Annotated in this window: 15 protein-coding genes and 1 tRNA gene; 10 read left to right on the top strand and 6 right to left on the bottom strand. The window is 67.2% G+C overall.

Features of this window, described 5'->3' with window-relative positions; translation table 11 throughout:
- Positions 1-11: 11 nt before the first annotated feature.
- On the bottom strand, positions 12-815 hold the full coding sequence (locus V7E00_RS15970) for a DUF72 domain-containing protein (RefSeq protein ID WP_333573594.1): 804 nt from the start codon (positions 813-815) through the stop codon (positions 12-14).
- Between the two features lie 63 nt (positions 816-878).
- On the opposite strand from V7E00_RS15970, the gene V7E00_RS15965 reads away from it, so the two are divergent.
- Positions 879-1,571: a FadR/GntR family transcriptional regulator gene (locus tag V7E00_RS15965; RefSeq protein WP_333573593.1), complete on the top strand. Its 693-nt coding sequence runs from the start codon at positions 879-881 to the stop codon at positions 1,569-1,571.
- 29 nt (positions 1,572-1,600) lie between these two features.
- Here V7E00_RS15965 and V7E00_RS15960 read toward each other — a convergent pair.
- A tRNA-Gly gene (locus tag V7E00_RS15960) sits at positions 1,601-1,675 on the bottom strand.
- A gap of 219 nt (positions 1,676-1,894) precedes the next feature.
- On the opposite strand from V7E00_RS15960, the gene V7E00_RS15955 reads away from it, so the two are divergent.
- The 4 genes from V7E00_RS15955 (at position 1,895) to V7E00_RS15940 (ending at position 5,321) form a co-directional block, all read left to right on the top strand.
- Entirely contained in the window at positions 1,895-2,791 is an 897-nt protein-coding gene (locus tag V7E00_RS15955; RefSeq protein WP_333573885.1) for a tetratricopeptide repeat protein, read from the top strand.
- A complete protein-coding gene (locus tag V7E00_RS15950) occupies positions 2,788-3,396 on the top strand; it encodes an LON peptidase substrate-binding domain-containing protein (RefSeq protein ID WP_333573592.1) in 609 nt (202 codons plus the stop codon). Before V7E00_RS15955 ends, V7E00_RS15950 begins: the two co-directional genes overlap by 4 nt.
- 144 nt (positions 3,397-3,540) lie before the next feature.
- Complete coding sequence (locus V7E00_RS15945; protein ID WP_010542740.1) at positions 3,541-3,879, top strand: P-II family nitrogen regulator; 339 nt, start codon at positions 3,541-3,543, stop codon at positions 3,877-3,879.
- A gap of 14 nt (positions 3,880-3,893) precedes the next feature.
- Complete coding sequence (locus V7E00_RS15940) at positions 3,894-5,321, top strand: ammonium transporter (protein WP_333573591.1); 1,428 nt, start codon at positions 3,894-3,896, stop codon at positions 5,319-5,321.
- 145 nt (positions 5,322-5,466) lie between these two features.
- On the opposite strand, the gene V7E00_RS15935 is transcribed toward V7E00_RS15940, so the two are convergent.
- Together V7E00_RS15935 and recQ are read right to left on the bottom strand one after the other, a co-directional pair.
- Positions 5,467-5,892: a TIGR01244 family sulfur transferase gene (locus V7E00_RS15935; protein ID WP_333573590.1), complete on the bottom strand. Its 426-nt coding sequence runs from the start codon at positions 5,890-5,892 to the stop codon at positions 5,467-5,469.
- A gap of 64 nt (positions 5,893-5,956) precedes the next feature.
- Entirely contained in the window at positions 5,957-7,726 is a 1,770-nt protein-coding gene (gene recQ, locus V7E00_RS15930; RefSeq protein WP_333573884.1) for a DNA helicase RecQ, read from the bottom strand.
- 109 nt (positions 7,727-7,835) lie between these two features.
- Here recQ and V7E00_RS15925 point away from each other — a divergent pair, with 109 nt between their 5' ends.
- Complete coding sequence (locus V7E00_RS15925; RefSeq protein ID WP_333573589.1) at positions 7,836-8,348, top strand: GAF domain-containing protein; 513 nt, start codon at positions 7,836-7,838, stop codon at positions 8,346-8,348.
- A gap of 75 nt (positions 8,349-8,423) precedes the next feature.
- Positions 8,424-9,875 carry an ATP-binding protein gene (locus tag V7E00_RS15920; protein WP_333573588.1) on the top strand — a complete coding sequence of 484 codons (1,452 nt, stop codon included), beginning with the start codon at positions 8,424-8,426 and terminating at the stop codon, positions 9,873-9,875.
- 3 nt (positions 9,876-9,878) lie between these two features.
- Here the strand turns inward: V7E00_RS15920 and V7E00_RS15915 are convergent, their stop codons facing one another.
- Positions 9,879-10,553: a phosphatase PAP2 family protein gene (locus tag V7E00_RS15915; protein WP_333573587.1), complete on the bottom strand. Its 675-nt coding sequence runs from the start codon at positions 10,551-10,553 to the stop codon at positions 9,879-9,881.
- A 219-nt stretch (positions 10,554-10,772) separates the two neighbouring features.
- Positions 10,773-13,058 carry a CDC48 family AAA ATPase gene (locus V7E00_RS15910; protein WP_333573586.1) on the bottom strand — a complete coding sequence of 762 codons (2,286 nt, stop codon included), beginning with the start codon at positions 13,056-13,058 and terminating at the stop codon, positions 10,773-10,775.
- A 293-nt stretch (positions 13,059-13,351) separates the two neighbouring features.
- Between V7E00_RS15910 and V7E00_RS15905 the strand changes: the two genes are divergently transcribed.
- Genes V7E00_RS15905 through msrB form a run of 3 tightly spaced genes read left to right on the top strand, consistent with a single transcriptional unit; the run spans position 13,352 to position 15,282 of the window.
- Positions 13,352-14,257 (top strand): LysR substrate-binding domain-containing protein, encoded by a 906-nt coding sequence (locus V7E00_RS15905; RefSeq protein ID WP_333573585.1) that lies wholly within the window; start codon positions 13,352-13,354, stop codon positions 14,255-14,257.
- Positions 14,258-14,316: 59 nt separating this feature from the next.
- On the top strand, positions 14,317-14,817 hold the full coding sequence (locus tag V7E00_RS15900; RefSeq protein ID WP_333573584.1) for a sterol desaturase family protein: 501 nt from the start codon (positions 14,317-14,319) through the stop codon (positions 14,815-14,817).
- Between the two features lie 51 nt (positions 14,818-14,868).
- Positions 14,869-15,282 carry a peptide-methionine (R)-S-oxide reductase MsrB gene (gene msrB, locus V7E00_RS15895; protein ID WP_333573583.1) on the top strand — a complete coding sequence of 138 codons (414 nt, stop codon included), beginning with the start codon at positions 14,869-14,871 and terminating at the stop codon, positions 15,280-15,282.
- Positions 15,283-15,306 lie beyond the last annotated feature (24 nt).

Raw genomic sequence — 15,306 nt, 5'->3', positions numbered from 1 at the left:
GGGTTCGGTGGTCAGCGCAGCCTGCGAAGGAACTCCTGGGCCCCCGCGGGCGCCCGTACCTTCCCGCCATGAATGAAGAAGACGAAGGTCTCGCGCGGGCGCACCGGTGCCGGCTCGGGCGCAAAGGTGGGAAGCCCCTCCGGCTGGCCACCTGCGGCCCATGCCTTCGCCGCCTCCACCCATTGCGGCAGCGCGTCTTCGGGATAGCAGAAGGGATTGTCGTCTTCTCCCGCCTCCAGCCGCACATAGACGACGTCGCCGCTGACGTCGGCGACGCTCGGATATTGCGGCGAATCGGCAAAGACGATTCCCACGCCCGCCGCTCGGCAGAGCGCGACGAATTCGGGTGTCTGGAAGCTCTCGTGCCGCACCTGCACGGCGTGACGCAGCTTCACGCCGTCCTGGTCCGCGGGCAGAAGCTTCAGGAAGGCGCCGAAATCGTCGGCGTCGAACTTCTTGGTGGCCATGAACTGCCAGAAGATCGGCCCCAGCTTGTCGCCGAGCTCGGTCAGCCCCTGGCCGCAGAAGCGCGCGATCGATTCGCCCGCCTCGGCCAGCACCTTGCGGTTGGTGACGAAGCGCGAGCCTTTCACCGTGTAGACGAAGCCCTCGGGCGCGGCCGCCGCCCAGCCGGCGAAGCTCGCCGGCTTGAACGTGGAATAATAGGTACCGTTGATCTCGATCGCGGTGAGCGCGGCGGCGGCATATTCCAGCTCCCGCTTCTGCGGCAGCTTGTCCGGATAGAAGGTCCCGCGCCACGGTTCGAAGGTCCAGCCGCCGATGCCGACGCGAATGGGAGCGGGGGAATCGGGCATTGGCGTCTCCTGGGATCCTGGCACGACTCGCCATTTCTCACGGCCTTAGTATCGTGGCGACCTATGCTGCGAAACCATGCTCCCGCCGACCAACGCCTCGCCGACCAGGCCTATTCGCGCATTGTCGAAATCATCCTGGGCGGATTGGGGGTAGGGGACCGGCTTCCCTCCGAATCGCGACTGGCGGAAAGCTTCGGCATGTCCCGCACCGTGGTGCGCGAGGCGCTGGTGCGGCTGGCAGCGGATGGAATCACCGAGGCGCGCCGCGGCGCCGGTTCCTATGTGATGCGACGCCCCTCGTTGCGGCTGGGCGCACACATGGCGTTCGACGAACTTTCCGCGACGCTCGGCACCTATGAAGTGCGATTCGCGCTCGAATCGGAAGCTGCCCGACTGGCCGCGCGCCGCCGCTCTCCCGAGCAACTGGCGGAAATCGAATCGGCGATGGCTGCGCTGCGAAGCGCATTGCTGTCCAGCGATCCGGCGCATGACGAGGATTGGCGGCTGCACCGCGCGATTTTCCGTGCCACCGCCAACCCTGCCTTCGAGAAGGCGTTCGAGCATCTCCACGAGGAAACGATGCGAATCATGCGCGCGGGCGTGGACATCGCCCGCCTGCGCGAGGCCGAGCCGATCGCGGCCATGGTGCGCGAGCACGAGACGATCGTGGAAGCGATTCGCGCACAGGACGCCGACGGGGCAGCCTTGGCGATGCGCTGGCATCTGTCGGAAGGAAGAAAACGGCTGATGCCGTGACACGGACGGTACAGTCGCTGATAGGCGACTGGAGCGGGCGAAGGGATTCGAACCCTCGACCCCAACCTTGGCAAGGTTGTGCTCTACCCCTGAGCTACGCCCGCTCTGGCGTCGTGGCCGGGAGCGTTTCGAAGCGCTCTCGGCGGGTGAGGCGGGCCAACTAACAGCGGCTTTGAAAGGGCGCAACCCCCCTTTTGCACTTTTTGGAAAAGACTTGGCGGTTCGGCCCCGAACGCCCAAATAGGAGCCGACCCGCCCGCGCGCCCATCCGAGGCGCCGGCACCCGCAGTTCGCTGAAGGAGCGCATTTTGGCCACGCTTGGTTTGAGCCCCGCCGACAAACAGGCGGTCGACGCCTTTCGCAAGGACGTCGTCGAGCCGTCGATGTCGAAGCTCGTCATCATCGATTTCTGGGCGGAATGGTGCGGTCCGTGCAAGGCGCTGGGCCCGGTGATCGAGAAGATCGCCGACGAATATGCCCCCAAGGGGGTGATGCTGGCGAAGATCGACGTCGACAAGAACAGCTTCATCGCCAGCCAATTCCAGGTCCGCTCGATCCCGACGGTCTATGCGATGTTCCAGGGCCAGCTGGTCGCCGACCTGACCAGCGCGCGTACCGAATCGCAGCTGCGCACGATGATCGACCAGATCCTCCGCCAGCTGCCGATCAGCAGCGAGGAAGGCGAGGCAGAGGCCGAGCTCGAGCCGCTGATCGCCATGGGCGAGCAGGTTCTGGCCGATGGCGACGCCGAACGCGCCCTCGCCATTTTCGACCAGATCGCCGAAATCGCGCCGGATCATGCGGTGGTGGCCGCCGGGCGCGTCCGTGCGCTGACCACGCTGGGGCGCCACGACGAGGCGCAGGCCGTGCTCGACGCGATCGAGGGCGATGCTGCCAAGGCGCCCGAAGTGGAACGCGCCCGCGCCGCGCTGAGCTTGGCGCGCGAAGCCCAGCCGGTCGACGACCTTGGCGGGCTTGCCGCGCGTGCCGCCGCCAACCCCGAGGACATGGACGCGCGCTACGAGCTCGCCGGCGGCCAGATGGCCGCAGGTGATCGCGAGGGCGCGGCCGAGACGCTGCTTGCGATGGTCCGCGACGATCGTGCGTGGAACGAGGGCGCCGCCCGCCAGCGGCTGCTCAAGCTGTTCGAAGTCGTCGGGCTGGAAGACCCGTGGGTCGCCGCTCAGCGCCGCAAGCTGTCGCAGATCCTGTTCGGATGAAGACGACGCGGCTCTCGGTGTTTCCGCTCGCAGGTGCGCTGCTGTTTCCGCGCATGCACCTGCCGCTCCACATCTTCGAGCCGCGCTACCGCGCGATGGTCTCCGAGGCCCTCGCGCGGGATCGGCGCATCGGCATGGTCCAGCCGCGCGACGACCGCGATCCGCCGACGCTGTTCGACGTCGGCTGCGTCGGGCGCATCGCGGACGTGGAGGCGCTGGAGGATGGGCGCTACAATATCGTGCTCGAAGGGCTCACGCGCTTCACCATTGTCCGCGAGCTGGAGCTGGGGACGCCGTTCCGCCAGGTCGAGGCGGCGCTGGAGGTGGCGGGCCAGTCCGAATCGCTGTCGCTCGCGGGCCGCGCGTCCATCGAGATGGAATCGCGCCGCTTCGCCGATGGGCTCGGCTATATGGTCGATTGGGAGGCGGTGACGCGGCTCGACGACGAATCGCTGGTCAACGGGATCGCGCAGATCGCGCCGTTCGATGCGGCGTCGAAACAGGCGCTGCTCGAGGCGCCACGGCTGGAGGACCGCGCCGAGCTGATCGTCCAGCTGATGCAGTTCTTCGGCCGCCATGGCGAGGACAGCGCGACGCTGCAGTGATCTGCCCGTTTTTCGGGCAACGGCGCGTCGCAAAATTCACCAGTTCGTAATATCTGGCCGCCCCAAACGCACATTCCCCCTGTGCGTTCCATTTGGCACGCCCCTTGCGGAGTGTTCCCCGGGACAACCGCCAGAGGGGGCGACATGAAGCTCATCATCGCCATCATCAAACCCTTCAAGCTCGACGAGGTGCGCGAGGCGCTCACCACCGTCGGGGTGACGGGCATGACCGTTACCGAAGTGAAGGGGTTCGGCCGCCAGAAGGGCCAGACCGAGATCTATCGCGGCGCCGAATACAGCACGAACATGGTGCCGAAGATCAAGATCGAAGTCGCCGTGGGCAGCGATCTTGCCGACCGCGCCGTGGAGGCGATCCAGGCGGCGGCGAGCACCGGCGCGATCGGTGACGGCAAGATCTTCGTCCTCGACATGGGCCAGGCCGTGCGCATCCGCACCGGCGAGACCGACGAGACGGCGCTGTGAGCAAGGGGGTAGCAATGAAGCAAGGATGGAAGACCGCCGGGCTCGCGCTCGGCGCGGCCGCGCTGGTCGCCGCGATGCCCGCCTGGGCGCAAACCGCAGCGATGATCAAGGCGCCCACCGTCGCCCAGCAGGCGACGATGGTCAACAAGGGCGACACCGCCTGGATGCTGATCTCCTCAGCCCTCGTGCTGATGATGTCGGTACCGGCGCTGGCGCTGTTCTATGGCGGCCTGGTCCGTACCAAGAACATGCTCTCGGTGCTGATGCAGGTGTTCATGATCGTCTCGGTCGCCTCGCTGGTCTGGGTCAGCTGGGGCTATTCGATCGCCTTCACGAGCGGCGGCGAGAACCACTTCTTCGGCGGCCTTTCCAAGGCGTTCCTGGTCGGGGTGAGCGGCAGCACCTATGCCGCGACCTTCTCGAACAACGTCTACATCCCCGAATTCGCGTTCGTCTGCTTCCAGATGACCTTCGCCTGCATCACGCCGGCGCTGATCGTCGGTGCCTTTGCCGAGCGCGTGAAGTTCACGCCGCTGATCATCTTCACCGTGCTGTGGATGACGCTGGCCTATTTCCCGATCGCGCACATGGTCTGGTACTGGGCGGGCCCGGACTTCCTGGTCGACACGCCGACCGATTACGGCTTCCTGTGGGGCAAGGGCGCGCTGGATTTCGCCGGCGGCACCGTCGTCCACATCAATGCGGGCATCGCCGGCCTGGTCGGCTGCCTGGTGATCGGCAAGCGCGTGGGCTTCAAGAGCGAGCCGATGCCGCCGCACTCGCTGACCATGACCATGATCGGCGCATCGCTGCTGTGGGTGGGCTGGTTCGGCTTCAACGCCGGTTCGAATCTGGAATCGAACGGGGTTACTGCGGTTGCCTTCATCAACACCTTCGTCGCCACCGCCGCTGCGGCGGTGAGCTGGGCGGTCATCGAGCAGGTCGTGCACAAGAAGCCGTCGCTGCTGGGTGGCGTGACCGGTGCGGTTGCCGGCCTCGTAGCGATCACCCCGGCCTCGGGCTATGCCGCGCCGATGACCTCGATCGTGCTCGGCCTGGTCGTCTCGCCGATCTGCTTCTTCTTCGTCACCACGGTGAAGAACAAGCTGAAGTATGACGACTCGCTCGACGTGTTCGGCGTCCACTGCGTGGGCGGCATCGTCGGTGCACTCGGCACCGCGATCGTCGCCAACCCGGCGCTCGGCGGCCAGGGCATCATCGACTACACCAAGTTCCCGTCGGTCGCCGCGACCAGCTACGACACAGTCGGCCAGCTGATCACCCAGGCCGAAGCGGTGGGCATCACCCTGCTCTGGTCGGGCGTGATCTCGGCGATCCTGTTCTACGGCCTGAAGCTCACCATTGGCATCCGTCCTTCCAAGGAAGTGGAAGTCGAAGGGCTCGACATCAACGAGCATGGCGAGCGCGCCTACAACTACTGACGAAATCGGGCGCCGCGCGGGTCCTCTTCCCCGCGGCGCCCCACCGAGGTTCCTCCTGCGGACAACTGGGCTGGTGGGCAACCACCAGCCCGTTTTTTTGTACGCGCTGTAATGCCCTCCCGCCTGCGGGAAGGAGAATAAAAGCTTACTTCCCCGAAAGCTGCTCCAGCGCCGGGCGAATGCCGGACAGGTCGTAGCCCGCACCCGCGCCCTTCGCGACCAGTGTGTCCGGTTCCCCGCCCTTGTACGCCGTGGCCAGCGCCCAGAGGTTGCACGAGCGCGTGCCCGAGCGGCAATACGCCAGCACCGGCCCGTCGACCGAGGCCAGCGCCTCCGCCATTGCTTCGACCTGCGCCATCGAGAAACCGCCCGGCGTCACCGGGATCTCGGTATAGCCCAGCCCCGCCGCCTCTGCCGCCTCTGCAATCGCGGCGCCAGTCGGCTGGCCGAACTCCTCGCCCTCGGGCCGATTGTTGATGATGTGCACGAACCCCGCCGCCGCGAGCGCCGGCACGTCTTCGGGGCGGATCTGCGGGGCCACCGAGATGCTGTCGTCGATCTTGTTGGGCATGGCAGGTCCTCCTCGTGATTCCAGCGCGAGGCTGTAGCGCGGGGCGCTCCCCCAAGGAAGCCGATCAGAACTGGCGAAGGACGTTCAGGAAATCCTGCCCATAGGCATCGAGCTTGCGCGCACCGACGCCCGAAAGCTGTCCCATCTCCGCCAGCGAGGAGGGCCGCACCATTGCCATGTCGCGCAGCACCGAGTCATGGAAGATCACATAGGGCGGCAGCCCGGTTTCCTGCGCGATCTCGCGGCGCTTGGCCCGCAGCGCTTCGAACAGCGGATGACCGACCGGGTTCGGTACCGTGCCCTTGGCACCCCGCCGCCGCCGCTCGCGCTTAGGCGGCAGGACCAGTTCCAGCTTCGCCTCGCCCTTCAGGATTGCGCGCGCCTCGGGGCCGAATTCCAGCCCGCCATGCTCGTTGGTGCGCAGCGCATCGCGCAGCAGCAGCGCGCGCGACACCGGCTTGAGCATCGCCACTTCGTCGCCGTCGACGATGCCGAAGACGGACAGCTTCTCATGCCCATTCATCAGGCTGCGCTCGGTCGAGACGCCGGTCAGGATGCCCTCGATATAGCCGATGCCGTAGAGCATGCCGGTGCGAAACACCGCCGAGAGGAATTTCTGGGCGGTCACGCTAACGTCTATCGCCGCGGGCGGATTCAGGCAGTTGTCGCAATTGCCGCAGGTCTCGGGCGGATCCTCGCCGAAATGCTTGAGCAGGATGCGGCGCCGGCAGCCCGCGGTTTCGACCAGCGCGCCGAGCGAGGTCAGCCGCGCCCGCTCGCCGGGCTGGCGCGAGGGCTCCACCTCGCCGATCCGCTGGCGGGCGCGCGCGAAATCATCGGCGCCCCAGAAGAGGTGTGCGACCGAAGGATCGCCATCGCGGCCGGCACGGCCGGTTTCCTGGTAATAGGCCTCGATCGATTTGGGCAGCCCGGCATGGGCGACGAAGCGCACATCGGGCTTGTCGATCCCCATCCCGAACGCCACCGTCGCGACGACGACCATGTCCTCGCTCGCCACGAACTGCGCCTGGTTGCGGCGCCGCACGTCCGGGTCGAGCCCGGCATGATAGGGGAGCACCGAGCGGCCGGTCTCCGCCGCCAGCTTCTCCGCGAGCTGCTCCACGCCCTTGCGGGTCTGGGCATAGACAATGCCGGGGCCGGGATTTTCGGCGACGATGTCGATGATCTGCCGCGTCGTGTTTTCGCGAGGCATGATATGGTAGCGGATGTTCGGCCGGTCGAAGCCGGCGACGATCAGCCCGTCCTCCGGAATCCCCAGCTGTTCCAGAATATCGGCGCGGGTATGCGCGTCGGCCGTGGCGGTAAGCGCCAGGCGCGGCACCTCCGGAAAGCGATCGAGCAGCGGACGGAGCAGCCGGTAATCGGGGCGGAAATCATGCCCCCATTCCGAAACGCAATGCGCCTCGTCGATTGCGAACAGGCTGAGCGGCGCCTGGGTCAGCAGGTTGCGGAAGCCTTCGCCCGAGGCACGTTCGGGCGCGATGTAGAGCAGGTCGAGCTCGCCGGCGCGGAAGCGCTCGATCGTCTCGGCGCGATTGTCGTCGACGCTGGTCAGCGTGGCGGCGCGAATGCCCACCGCCTCGGCGGCGCGCAGCTGATCGTGCATCAGCGCGATCAGCGGGCTGACGACGACGCAGGTTCCCTCCAGCATCACCGAGGGCAGCTGGTAGGTGAGCGACTTGCCCGCGCCGGTGGGCATCACCGCCAGCGTGCGCTGCCCCGCCATCACGCGGTCGACCACCGAGGCCTGCACGCCGCGAAAGGCGTCATAGCCGAAAACCCGGCGGAGATGTTCAATGGGATCGGGACGCATGGCTGCCATCAGACTGCCCGGCACATGCTTGCACTGTCGAGCAAATGTTAACTTCTGCCTCGGTAGTAGCCCGAATGTGCCGGGGGGCGCAAACACAAGGACGCCGCGCATGCCGCTCGACTCTTCGGATGAATCCGCCCGCCTCGCAGAGCTCAAGGGCTATGGCGTGCTCGATACGCCGAACGAAGCCGAGTTCGACGCCATCGTCCGCGAGGCCGCAGCGGCGCTGGGCGTGCCGATCGCCCTCATCTCGCTGATCGACGAGAACCGCCAGTGGTTTAAGGCTCGCGTCGGACTGGAGCCCCAGGAGACGCCACGCTCGATCTCCTTCTGCACCCATGCGATCCGCGGGCCGGATGTGTTCGTGGTGCACGACGCCAAGGCAGATCCGCGCTTCGCCGAGAACCCGCTGGTCACCGGCGACCCCAATATCCGCTTCTATGCCGGGGCGCCGCTGCGCACCGCCAGCGGCAAGCGGATTGGCACGCTCTGCGTCATCGACAGCATGGCGCGCCCGCAACTCACCGAGCAGGATACCGCGCGGCTGACTCTGCTTGCCGAGAAGACGATGCAAGCGCTCGAACGCCGCCGCCAGCGCCTGAGCGCCACCGGCACGGCCTGAAGCGAAACAAACACCCACAGTTTTCGTGCGGCCGGCCCTTGCCGCTGCCCCCCCTGATCCGGCAAAGCGGCCCGGATGACCGTCAGCGTGGACATGGGCGTCGACGGCACGGGCAGCCCCGTGCCGGTCGATCTTGAGGAGTTGCTTGCGACCCGATTGCTCGTCCAGGGCAATTCGGGCTCGGGCAAGTCGCACCTGCTGCGGCGGCTGCTCGAACAATCGGCCGGCCATGTGCAGCAGGTGGTGATCGATCCCGAAGGGGATTTCGTCACGCTGTCGGATCGCTACGGCCATCTCGCCATCGAGGCGGTCGACCATAGCGAGCGCGATGTCGCCCGCTTCGCGGCGCGGATCCGCGAACACCGCGCTTCGGTGGTGCTGAGCCTGGAAGGGCTGGAGGCGGAAGGGCAGATGCGCTGCGCGGCCACTTTCCTCAACGGCCTGTTCGATGCGCCCCGCGACCATTGGTATCCCGCCCTCGTTGTGGTCGACGAAGCCCAGCTGTTCGCGCCCGCCGGCGGCGGTGAAGTCGCGGAGGAGGTGCGCCGCGCCTCACTGTCGGCGATGACCAACCTGATGTGCCGCGGCCGCAAGCGCGGCCTCGCCGGCGTGATCGCGACGCAGCGCCTCGCCAAGCTTGCCAAGAACGTCGCGGCGGAAGCCTCGAACTTCCTGATGGGCCGCACCTTTCTCGACATCGACATGCAGCGCGCCGCCGACCTGCTCGGCATGGAGCGCCGCCAGGCCGAAGCGATCCGCGATCTGGCGCGCGGGCATTTCCTCGGCCTCGGCCCGGCGATCACCCGGCGGCCAGTGGCGATCCGCATCGGATCGGTGGAGACCAGCGCGCGCAGCTCGTCGCCGAAACTGACCCCGCTGCCCCAGGCGCCGACCGAAGACATCAAGGACCTGCTGCTCGCCCCGGCCGAACCCGAATGGGTGCCGCCGGCCCCGCCGCCCGCGCATGCCTATGCCCAGCCGGAGACCGTGCTCGAGCAGCTTGCCCGTTCGGCGCCCTCGCCGATGGAAGTCGAGCCCGATCGCGACCCTGAGGAAGTCGCCGGGCTGGTCGCCGACGTGCTGCGCGCGATCGTCGAGGACGAGCAATCGACGCTGCGCTCGCCCGCGGTACTGTACCAGGATTTCCAGGTGCGCTGCCGGATGGTCGGGCTCACCCGTCCGCCGCTCGACATTTCGGGCTTTGTCCGCCGTCTATCGGCGGCCCGCGCGGGCATCCACGGCGACCCCGACGACGAATGGGCGCAGGCACTGGAAGCGGCGCGGGCACTGCCGGACGACATGCTCGCTCCGTTCCTGCTCGTCGCCAAGGCGGCGCGCGAGGGTCTGCCCTGTCCGAGCGATACCGACATCGCGACGAGCTACGGCACCAGCTCGCTCGGCCGCGCGCGACGGCTGATGCAATATATCGAGAGCAAGGGGCTGTTCGTCACCCGCGTCGATCTGTCGGGCAAGCGCTCGATCACCATTCCGCGGCTCGGCTGGACGACGCAGGCGTCGGACGGCTGAGTTTCAGCGCCGGTGCAGCCGCGCGTTGAGCGCGAACATGCACAGCGCCCAGATCGCACCGAAGCACCAGCCGGCCAGCACGTCCGACGGCCAGTGCACGCCCAGGAACACGCGGCTGCAGCCGATCAGCAGCACCAGCAACACCGCGAAGCCGAGCAGATAGGCGCGCGCCCAGCGGCTGGTCTGGGTCTGCGCGACCATCATGCCGAGGGTGAGGTAGACGGCGGCCGAGATCATCGCATGGCCGCTCGGGAAGCTGGCGCTGGAGACATGGGCGAGGTGGGGCACCACGTCCGGGCGCGAGCGGTGCAGGAACAGCTTGAGCAACGCGTTGATCGTCGATGCGCCGACCAGCGATCCGCCGAGCAGCAGCGCCTCGGAGCGCTTGCCGAACGCGAACAGGAAGATCAGCGTCGCGGCACCCGCCAGCCAGAGCACGGTGTAGCCGCCGAGCGCGCTGATATCGATCGCCGACTGGAGCAGCCAGGCGGGGCCGATCGGAGTCGCGAGGTCGCCGGGCGTTCGAAACGCCAGCAGCAGCGCAGGATCGAAGGCGAACCCGCTGGCGAAGCGGAGGCAGAGAAACGCCGCGAGGCCGGCCAGCGACAGGCCCAGCAGAGCGAGCGCGGGCCAGAGCCATTGGCGGTTGGATTGCTGAAGCGGGTTGGAATCGGTCATGCTGCTCGCGTCTTGGAGGGGAGAGGGCCTCCTATCGCATGGGCGGTGCGAGTGCGCGCCTCAAAAACCATCGTCATCCCCGCGAAGGCGGGGATCCATTCGCCTGTGCGCTGGGGGAAAGAACCGCAGCATCAGCGCCAATGGATCCCCGCCTGCGCGGGGATGACGTGGTATTTGGAACAACCGTGACCGCCCTGCCGGGGGCGAGGCCGGTACGCCTCACCCCTTCGGGCCGCGGCCTTCCAGCATACCGGGCGCGATGAAGCCGATCGGCTGGATCGACGAGGCCTGCTGTTTCAGCCTGCCCTGCATCGCCTCGTACTCGTTCTCCATCTCCGGCGTGACCGTCGCCCGCGAGTCCTTCAGCGCTTCCTCGAAATGCGCCATCGTCACTTCGCGCGTCGCCAGCGACTGGCGCAGCGCGACCAGGCCGGCGCGGCGGACCACGTCTTCCAGATCGGCGCCGGTGTAGCGCTGGGTCTGCTCGGCGATCGAACCCAGGTCGACGTCGCTGCCAAGCGGCATCTTGTCGGTCTGGATGCGCAGGATGCGCTCGCGCCCGGCCTTGTCGGGCACGCCGACATAGACCAGCTCGTCGAACCGGCCCGGACGCAGCAGGGCAGGGTCGATCAGGTTCGGCCGATTGGTCGCGCCGATCACCACCACCGACTGGAGCTCCTCCAGACCGTCCATCTCGGCGAGGATGGTGTTGACCACGCGCTCGGTCACCTGCGGCTCGCCCATCGCGCCGCCCCTTGCCGGCACCAGCGAGTCGAGCTCGTCGATGAAGATCACGCAGGGCGCGACCTGGCGGGCGCGGGCGAAGAGGCGGGCGATCTGCTGCTCGCTCTCGCCATACCATTTGCTCAGCAGGTCGCTCGACTTGGTGGCGATGAAGTTCGCCTCCGCCTCGCGCGCCACGGCCTTGGCGAGCAGCGTCTTGCCGGTACCCGGCGGACCATAAAGCAGGAAGCCCTTGGCCGGCCGGATGCCGAGGCGCCGGAACGCGTCCGGATCCTTGAGCGGCAGCTCGACGCCTTCCTTGAGCCGCATCTGCGCATCGTCGAGTCCGCCGACATCCTCCCAGCGGACCGTCGGCGCCTGCACCATCACTTCGCGCATCGCCGAAGGCTGGACGCGCTTCAGCGCTTCCAGAAAATCGTCGCGGGTAACCGACAGCGTATCGAGCACCTCGGGCGGGATCGTGCCTTCCTCCAGGTTGAGGCGCGGCATGATCCGCCGCACCGCCTCGATCGCCGCCTCGCGGGTCAGCGCGGCGAGATCGGCACCGACGAAGCCGTAGGTGGTGCGCGCCAGCTCGGGCAGGTCGACATCCTCGGCCAGCGGCATGCCGCGGGTGTGGATGCCCAGGATCTCGCGACGGCCGCGATCGTCCGGCACGCCGACGACGATCTCGCGATCGAACCGGCCCGGACGGCGCAACGCCTCGTCGATCGCCTCGGGCCGATTGGTCGCGGCGATCACGACGATGTTTGCGCGTGCCTCCAGCCCGTCCATCAGCGTCAGCAGCTGGGCGACGAGGCGCTTCTCCGCCTCGCCGGTCACCTGGCCGCGCTTCGGCGCGATCGAATCGATCTCGTCGATGAACACGATCGACGGCGCGTTCTTCGCCGCTTCCTCGAACACCTGCCGCAGCCGCTGCTCGGATTCGCCATAGGCAGAGCCCATGATCTCCGGCCCGTTGATCAGATGGAAGCTGGCATCGCTTTCGTTGGCGACCGCACGGGCCAGCCGGGTCTTGCCGGTGCCGGGCGGGCCATGCAGCAGCACACCCTTGGGCGGATCGACGCCCAGGCGCTGGAAAAGCTCGGGGTAGCGCAGCGGCAGCTCGACCATCTCGCGCAGCTGGTCGATCGTGCCGGCCATGCCGCCGATATCGTCATAGGTCACGTCCGCGCGGCGGCTTTCCTTCGCCTCCTCATATTCGGTGCGGAGCTCGACCTCGGTATTTTCGTCGATATGCACCACGCCGCGGGGCACGGTGGAGAGCACCGTCAGGCGGATCTCCTGCAGCGCATAGGCGGGTGCCCGGACGAACTGCGCGACGTTGGGCGGCACGTCGGCGCGCTGGTGCCCGACCGTCGCAATCGTGTCGCCGGCGGTGAGGGGACGGGTGAAGAAGGTGCGCTTCAGCGCCTCGCCGGTGCCGCGCAGGCGCAAATTGGCTTGCGCGGGGCCGAACACGACGCGGGTGGCCGGCTTCGAATCGGCGCGGCGGACCTCGACAAAGTCACCCGAGCCGACGCCGGCATTGGCGCGCTGGAGCCCGTCGATGCGGAGCAACTCCAGGCCTTCGTCTTCGGAATAGGGAAGGACGGCGCGCGCAGGCGTGCTGCGCTTGCCCACAATCTCGATCACATCGCCCTCGGTGATGCCGAGCGCGGCCATCAAGCTGCGGGGAATATGGGCCAGTCCGCGGCCGCTGTCCTCGGGTCGCGCATTGGCGACCTGCAGGCGGCGGGTGCGGGATTCGTCGTCGGCCATTCTGGTTTCCTTCGTGGCGGTAGGCCCGAAAGCTAAGAACGGCGGAGGCAAAAAAAAGGGCCGCCTCAAAAAGGGCGGCCTTGGAAAGTTTTAGGAGAGGATGCCTGAAAGGCACCCCCTATGTGCGGTGCGGCACGTTTTTGTGCAAGTGCGAAATTTACACCGCGTAGATGCACGGCTTGCAATCGCGATTGTCCCGCGCGATATTCGCCTCCAGCGGAGAGGGTACCGGCAAAGGCGTCGTGCTTTTGTCAGCCTTTTGCTGCACCGCACCAATTGAGAGACACGGATCGATGCGTCGCCTACCGCCGCTCACCGCGATCGAAGCGTTTGTTCAGGTCGCGCGCCTGGGCTCGATCAAGGCTGCCGCCGAGGAACTGGCACTGTCCTCCCCCGCGCTGAGTCGGCGGGTGCAGGCGCTCGAACGCTTCATCGGCAAGCCGCTGTTCGAACGGCGCCACCAGTCGCTGCGGCTGAACGATGATGGCGAGCGGCTGCTCAGCCTGATCGCGCCCGCCCTGGACACGATGACCGACGCGATCGAGACAATGACCAGCGGCAGCGAGTTGCTGCGGCTGCGGCTCGGCGTCCTGCCGCTCTACGCTACGCAACAACTGCTGCCGCGCCTGCCCGAGCTCAAGCAGCGGCACCCCGAACTCCATCTCGACGTCGACACCGGCAGCCATGGCATGGCGCGGCTGGGCGACGGGCTGGACGCCGCGATCGTCATCGCACGCGACATCGACCCCGGCTATTATTCCCGTCGGCTGGACCGCAATCGCGTGCACGTGATCGGCGCCCGCACACTGGTGGAAGGCCCCAATCCGGTTCGCGACCCTACCGATCTGTCGCGGCTCACCGCACTGGTCCACCGCGAAATGCCCGAGACCTTCACCGCCTGGCGGATGGCGGCGGGCTATCCGGACCTCGAACCAGCGGCGATCGACCTGTTCGATTCGGGCAACCTTATGCTGGAGGCCGCCGCGCAGGGCCTCGGCGTCGCCTTCATGCTCGAATCGCACTATCAGTCCGCCCGTGACGATCGACTGGTGCAGCTGTTCGATCTGACGGTGGAGAGCCATTACAGCTACTGGTTCGTCTGCCGCCCGCGCGCGCTGACGCTTCGCCCGGTGCAGATCTTCCACGACTGGCTGATCTCGGCCATGGGCGCGGACCTTCTGGACATGCCCCAGGGCTGATCCTGTCCCTTTGGGCAAAGTCAATGGAATGGCGCGCGGCAATCGCCTACATGGGCGTCATGTCGCCGCTCAACGCCTTTCTGCTGTTCGTTGCCACCGTCCTGGGCATGGAGCTGTTCGCCTATGCCGCGCACCGTTGGATCATGCACGGGCCTGGCTGGTTCCTCCACGAAAGCCACCACCGGCCGCGCACCGGCAACTGGGAGCTGAACGACCTCTATGCCGCGATCTTCGCGGTGCCGTCGTTCGTCCTGCTGCTCGGTGGCCTTCAGCTGGGCTGGTGGCCCGGCTTCACCTGGATCGGCGCGGGCATCGCAGCCTATGGCGCGATCTATTTCGGCTTCCACGACCTGATCGTGCACAAGCGGATCCGGCACCGCTACATCCCGCGCTCCAGCTATATGAAGCGGATTGTCCAGGCGCACCGGCTTCACCACGCGGTGCGCACCCGCAAGGGGACGGTCAGCTTCGGCTTCCTCTATGCGCCCAAGCCCGAGGTGCTGAAGTCCCAGCTGCGCGCAAGCGGCGCCGTCGTGCAGCGGATCACCATCCCGGATTGAGGGCCTTCCCCGGATTGACGGAACAGGGCCGCAGACCCACATCCTGGGCCTATGGAACAGCTGAATCTCTCCGAGTCCGAATGGCGCAAGCGCCTCACCCCCGAGCAGTTCCACGTGTTGCGCCAGGCGGGCACCGAACGTGCGTTTTCCGGTCACTTCAACGACAACAAGGCCGACGGTATCTATCGCTGTGCCGGTTGCCAGCTCGAGCTGTTCGACAGCATCGACAAATATGATTCCGGATCCGGCTGGCCAAGCTTCACTCAGCCGGTGGCACCCGACCATGTGTCCGAACATGCCGACACCAGCCATGGCATGCGCCGGATCGAGGCGCGCTGCGCGCGCTGCGACGGGCATCTCGGCCATGTCTTCCCCGACGGGCCGCCGCCGACGGGCCTGCGCTACTGCATGAATTCGGTGAGCCTCGATTTCCGGCCGCGCGCCGCGAGCGCACCGGCTGTCTGATTGCCGCCTGATCCCTTTGGCCTA

The organism is Sphingomonas sp. (genome assembly GCF_036731925.1).
Lineage (GTDB): Bacteria > Pseudomonadota > Alphaproteobacteria > Sphingomonadales > Sphingomonadaceae > Sphingomonas.
The sequence above is the reverse complement of the archived record's forward strand: the minus strand, read 5'-3'. Positions and strand labels throughout refer to the sequence as shown.

Coding starts and splice junctions, on each gene's coding strand:
- V7E00_RS15970 (WP_333573594.1), bottom strand. CDS start 815: ATGCCCGATTCCCCCGCTCCCATTCGCGTCGGCATCGGCGGCTGGACC.
- V7E00_RS15965 (WP_333573593.1), top strand. CDS start 879: ATGCTGCGAAACCATGCTCCCGCCGACCAACGCCTCGCCGACCAGGCC.
- V7E00_RS15950 (WP_333573592.1), top strand. CDS start 2,788: ATGAAGACGACGCGGCTCTCGGTGTTTCCGCTCGCAGGTGCGCTGCTG.
- V7E00_RS15945 (WP_010542740.1), top strand. CDS start 3,541: ATGAAGCTCATCATCGCCATCATCAAACCCTTCAAGCTCGACGAGGTG.
- V7E00_RS15940 (WP_333573591.1), top strand. CDS start 3,894: ATGAAGCAAGGATGGAAGACCGCCGGGCTCGCGCTCGGCGCGGCCGCG.
- V7E00_RS15935 (WP_333573590.1), bottom strand. CDS start 5,892: ATGCCCAACAAGATCGACGACAGCATCTCGGTGGCCCCGCAGATCCGC.
- recQ (WP_333573884.1), bottom strand. CDS start 7,726: ATGCGTCCCGATCCCATTGAACATCTCCGCCGGGTTTTCGGCTATGAC.
- V7E00_RS15925 (WP_333573589.1), top strand. CDS start 7,836: ATGCCGCTCGACTCTTCGGATGAATCCGCCCGCCTCGCAGAGCTCAAG.
- V7E00_RS15920 (WP_333573588.1), top strand. CDS start 8,424: ATGACCGTCAGCGTGGACATGGGCGTCGACGGCACGGGCAGCCCCGTG.
- V7E00_RS15915 (WP_333573587.1), bottom strand. CDS start 10,553: ATGACCGATTCCAACCCGCTTCAGCAATCCAACCGCCAATGGCTCTGG.
- V7E00_RS15910 (WP_333573586.1), bottom strand. CDS start 13,058: ATGGCCGACGACGAATCCCGCACCCGCCGCCTGCAGGTCGCCAATGCG.
- V7E00_RS15905 (WP_333573585.1), top strand. CDS start 13,352: ATGCGTCGCCTACCGCCGCTCACCGCGATCGAAGCGTTTGTTCAGGTC.
- V7E00_RS15900 (WP_333573584.1), top strand. CDS start 14,317: ATGTCGCCGCTCAACGCCTTTCTGCTGTTCGTTGCCACCGTCCTGGGC.
- msrB (WP_333573583.1), top strand. CDS start 14,869: ATGGAACAGCTGAATCTCTCCGAGTCCGAATGGCGCAAGCGCCTCACC.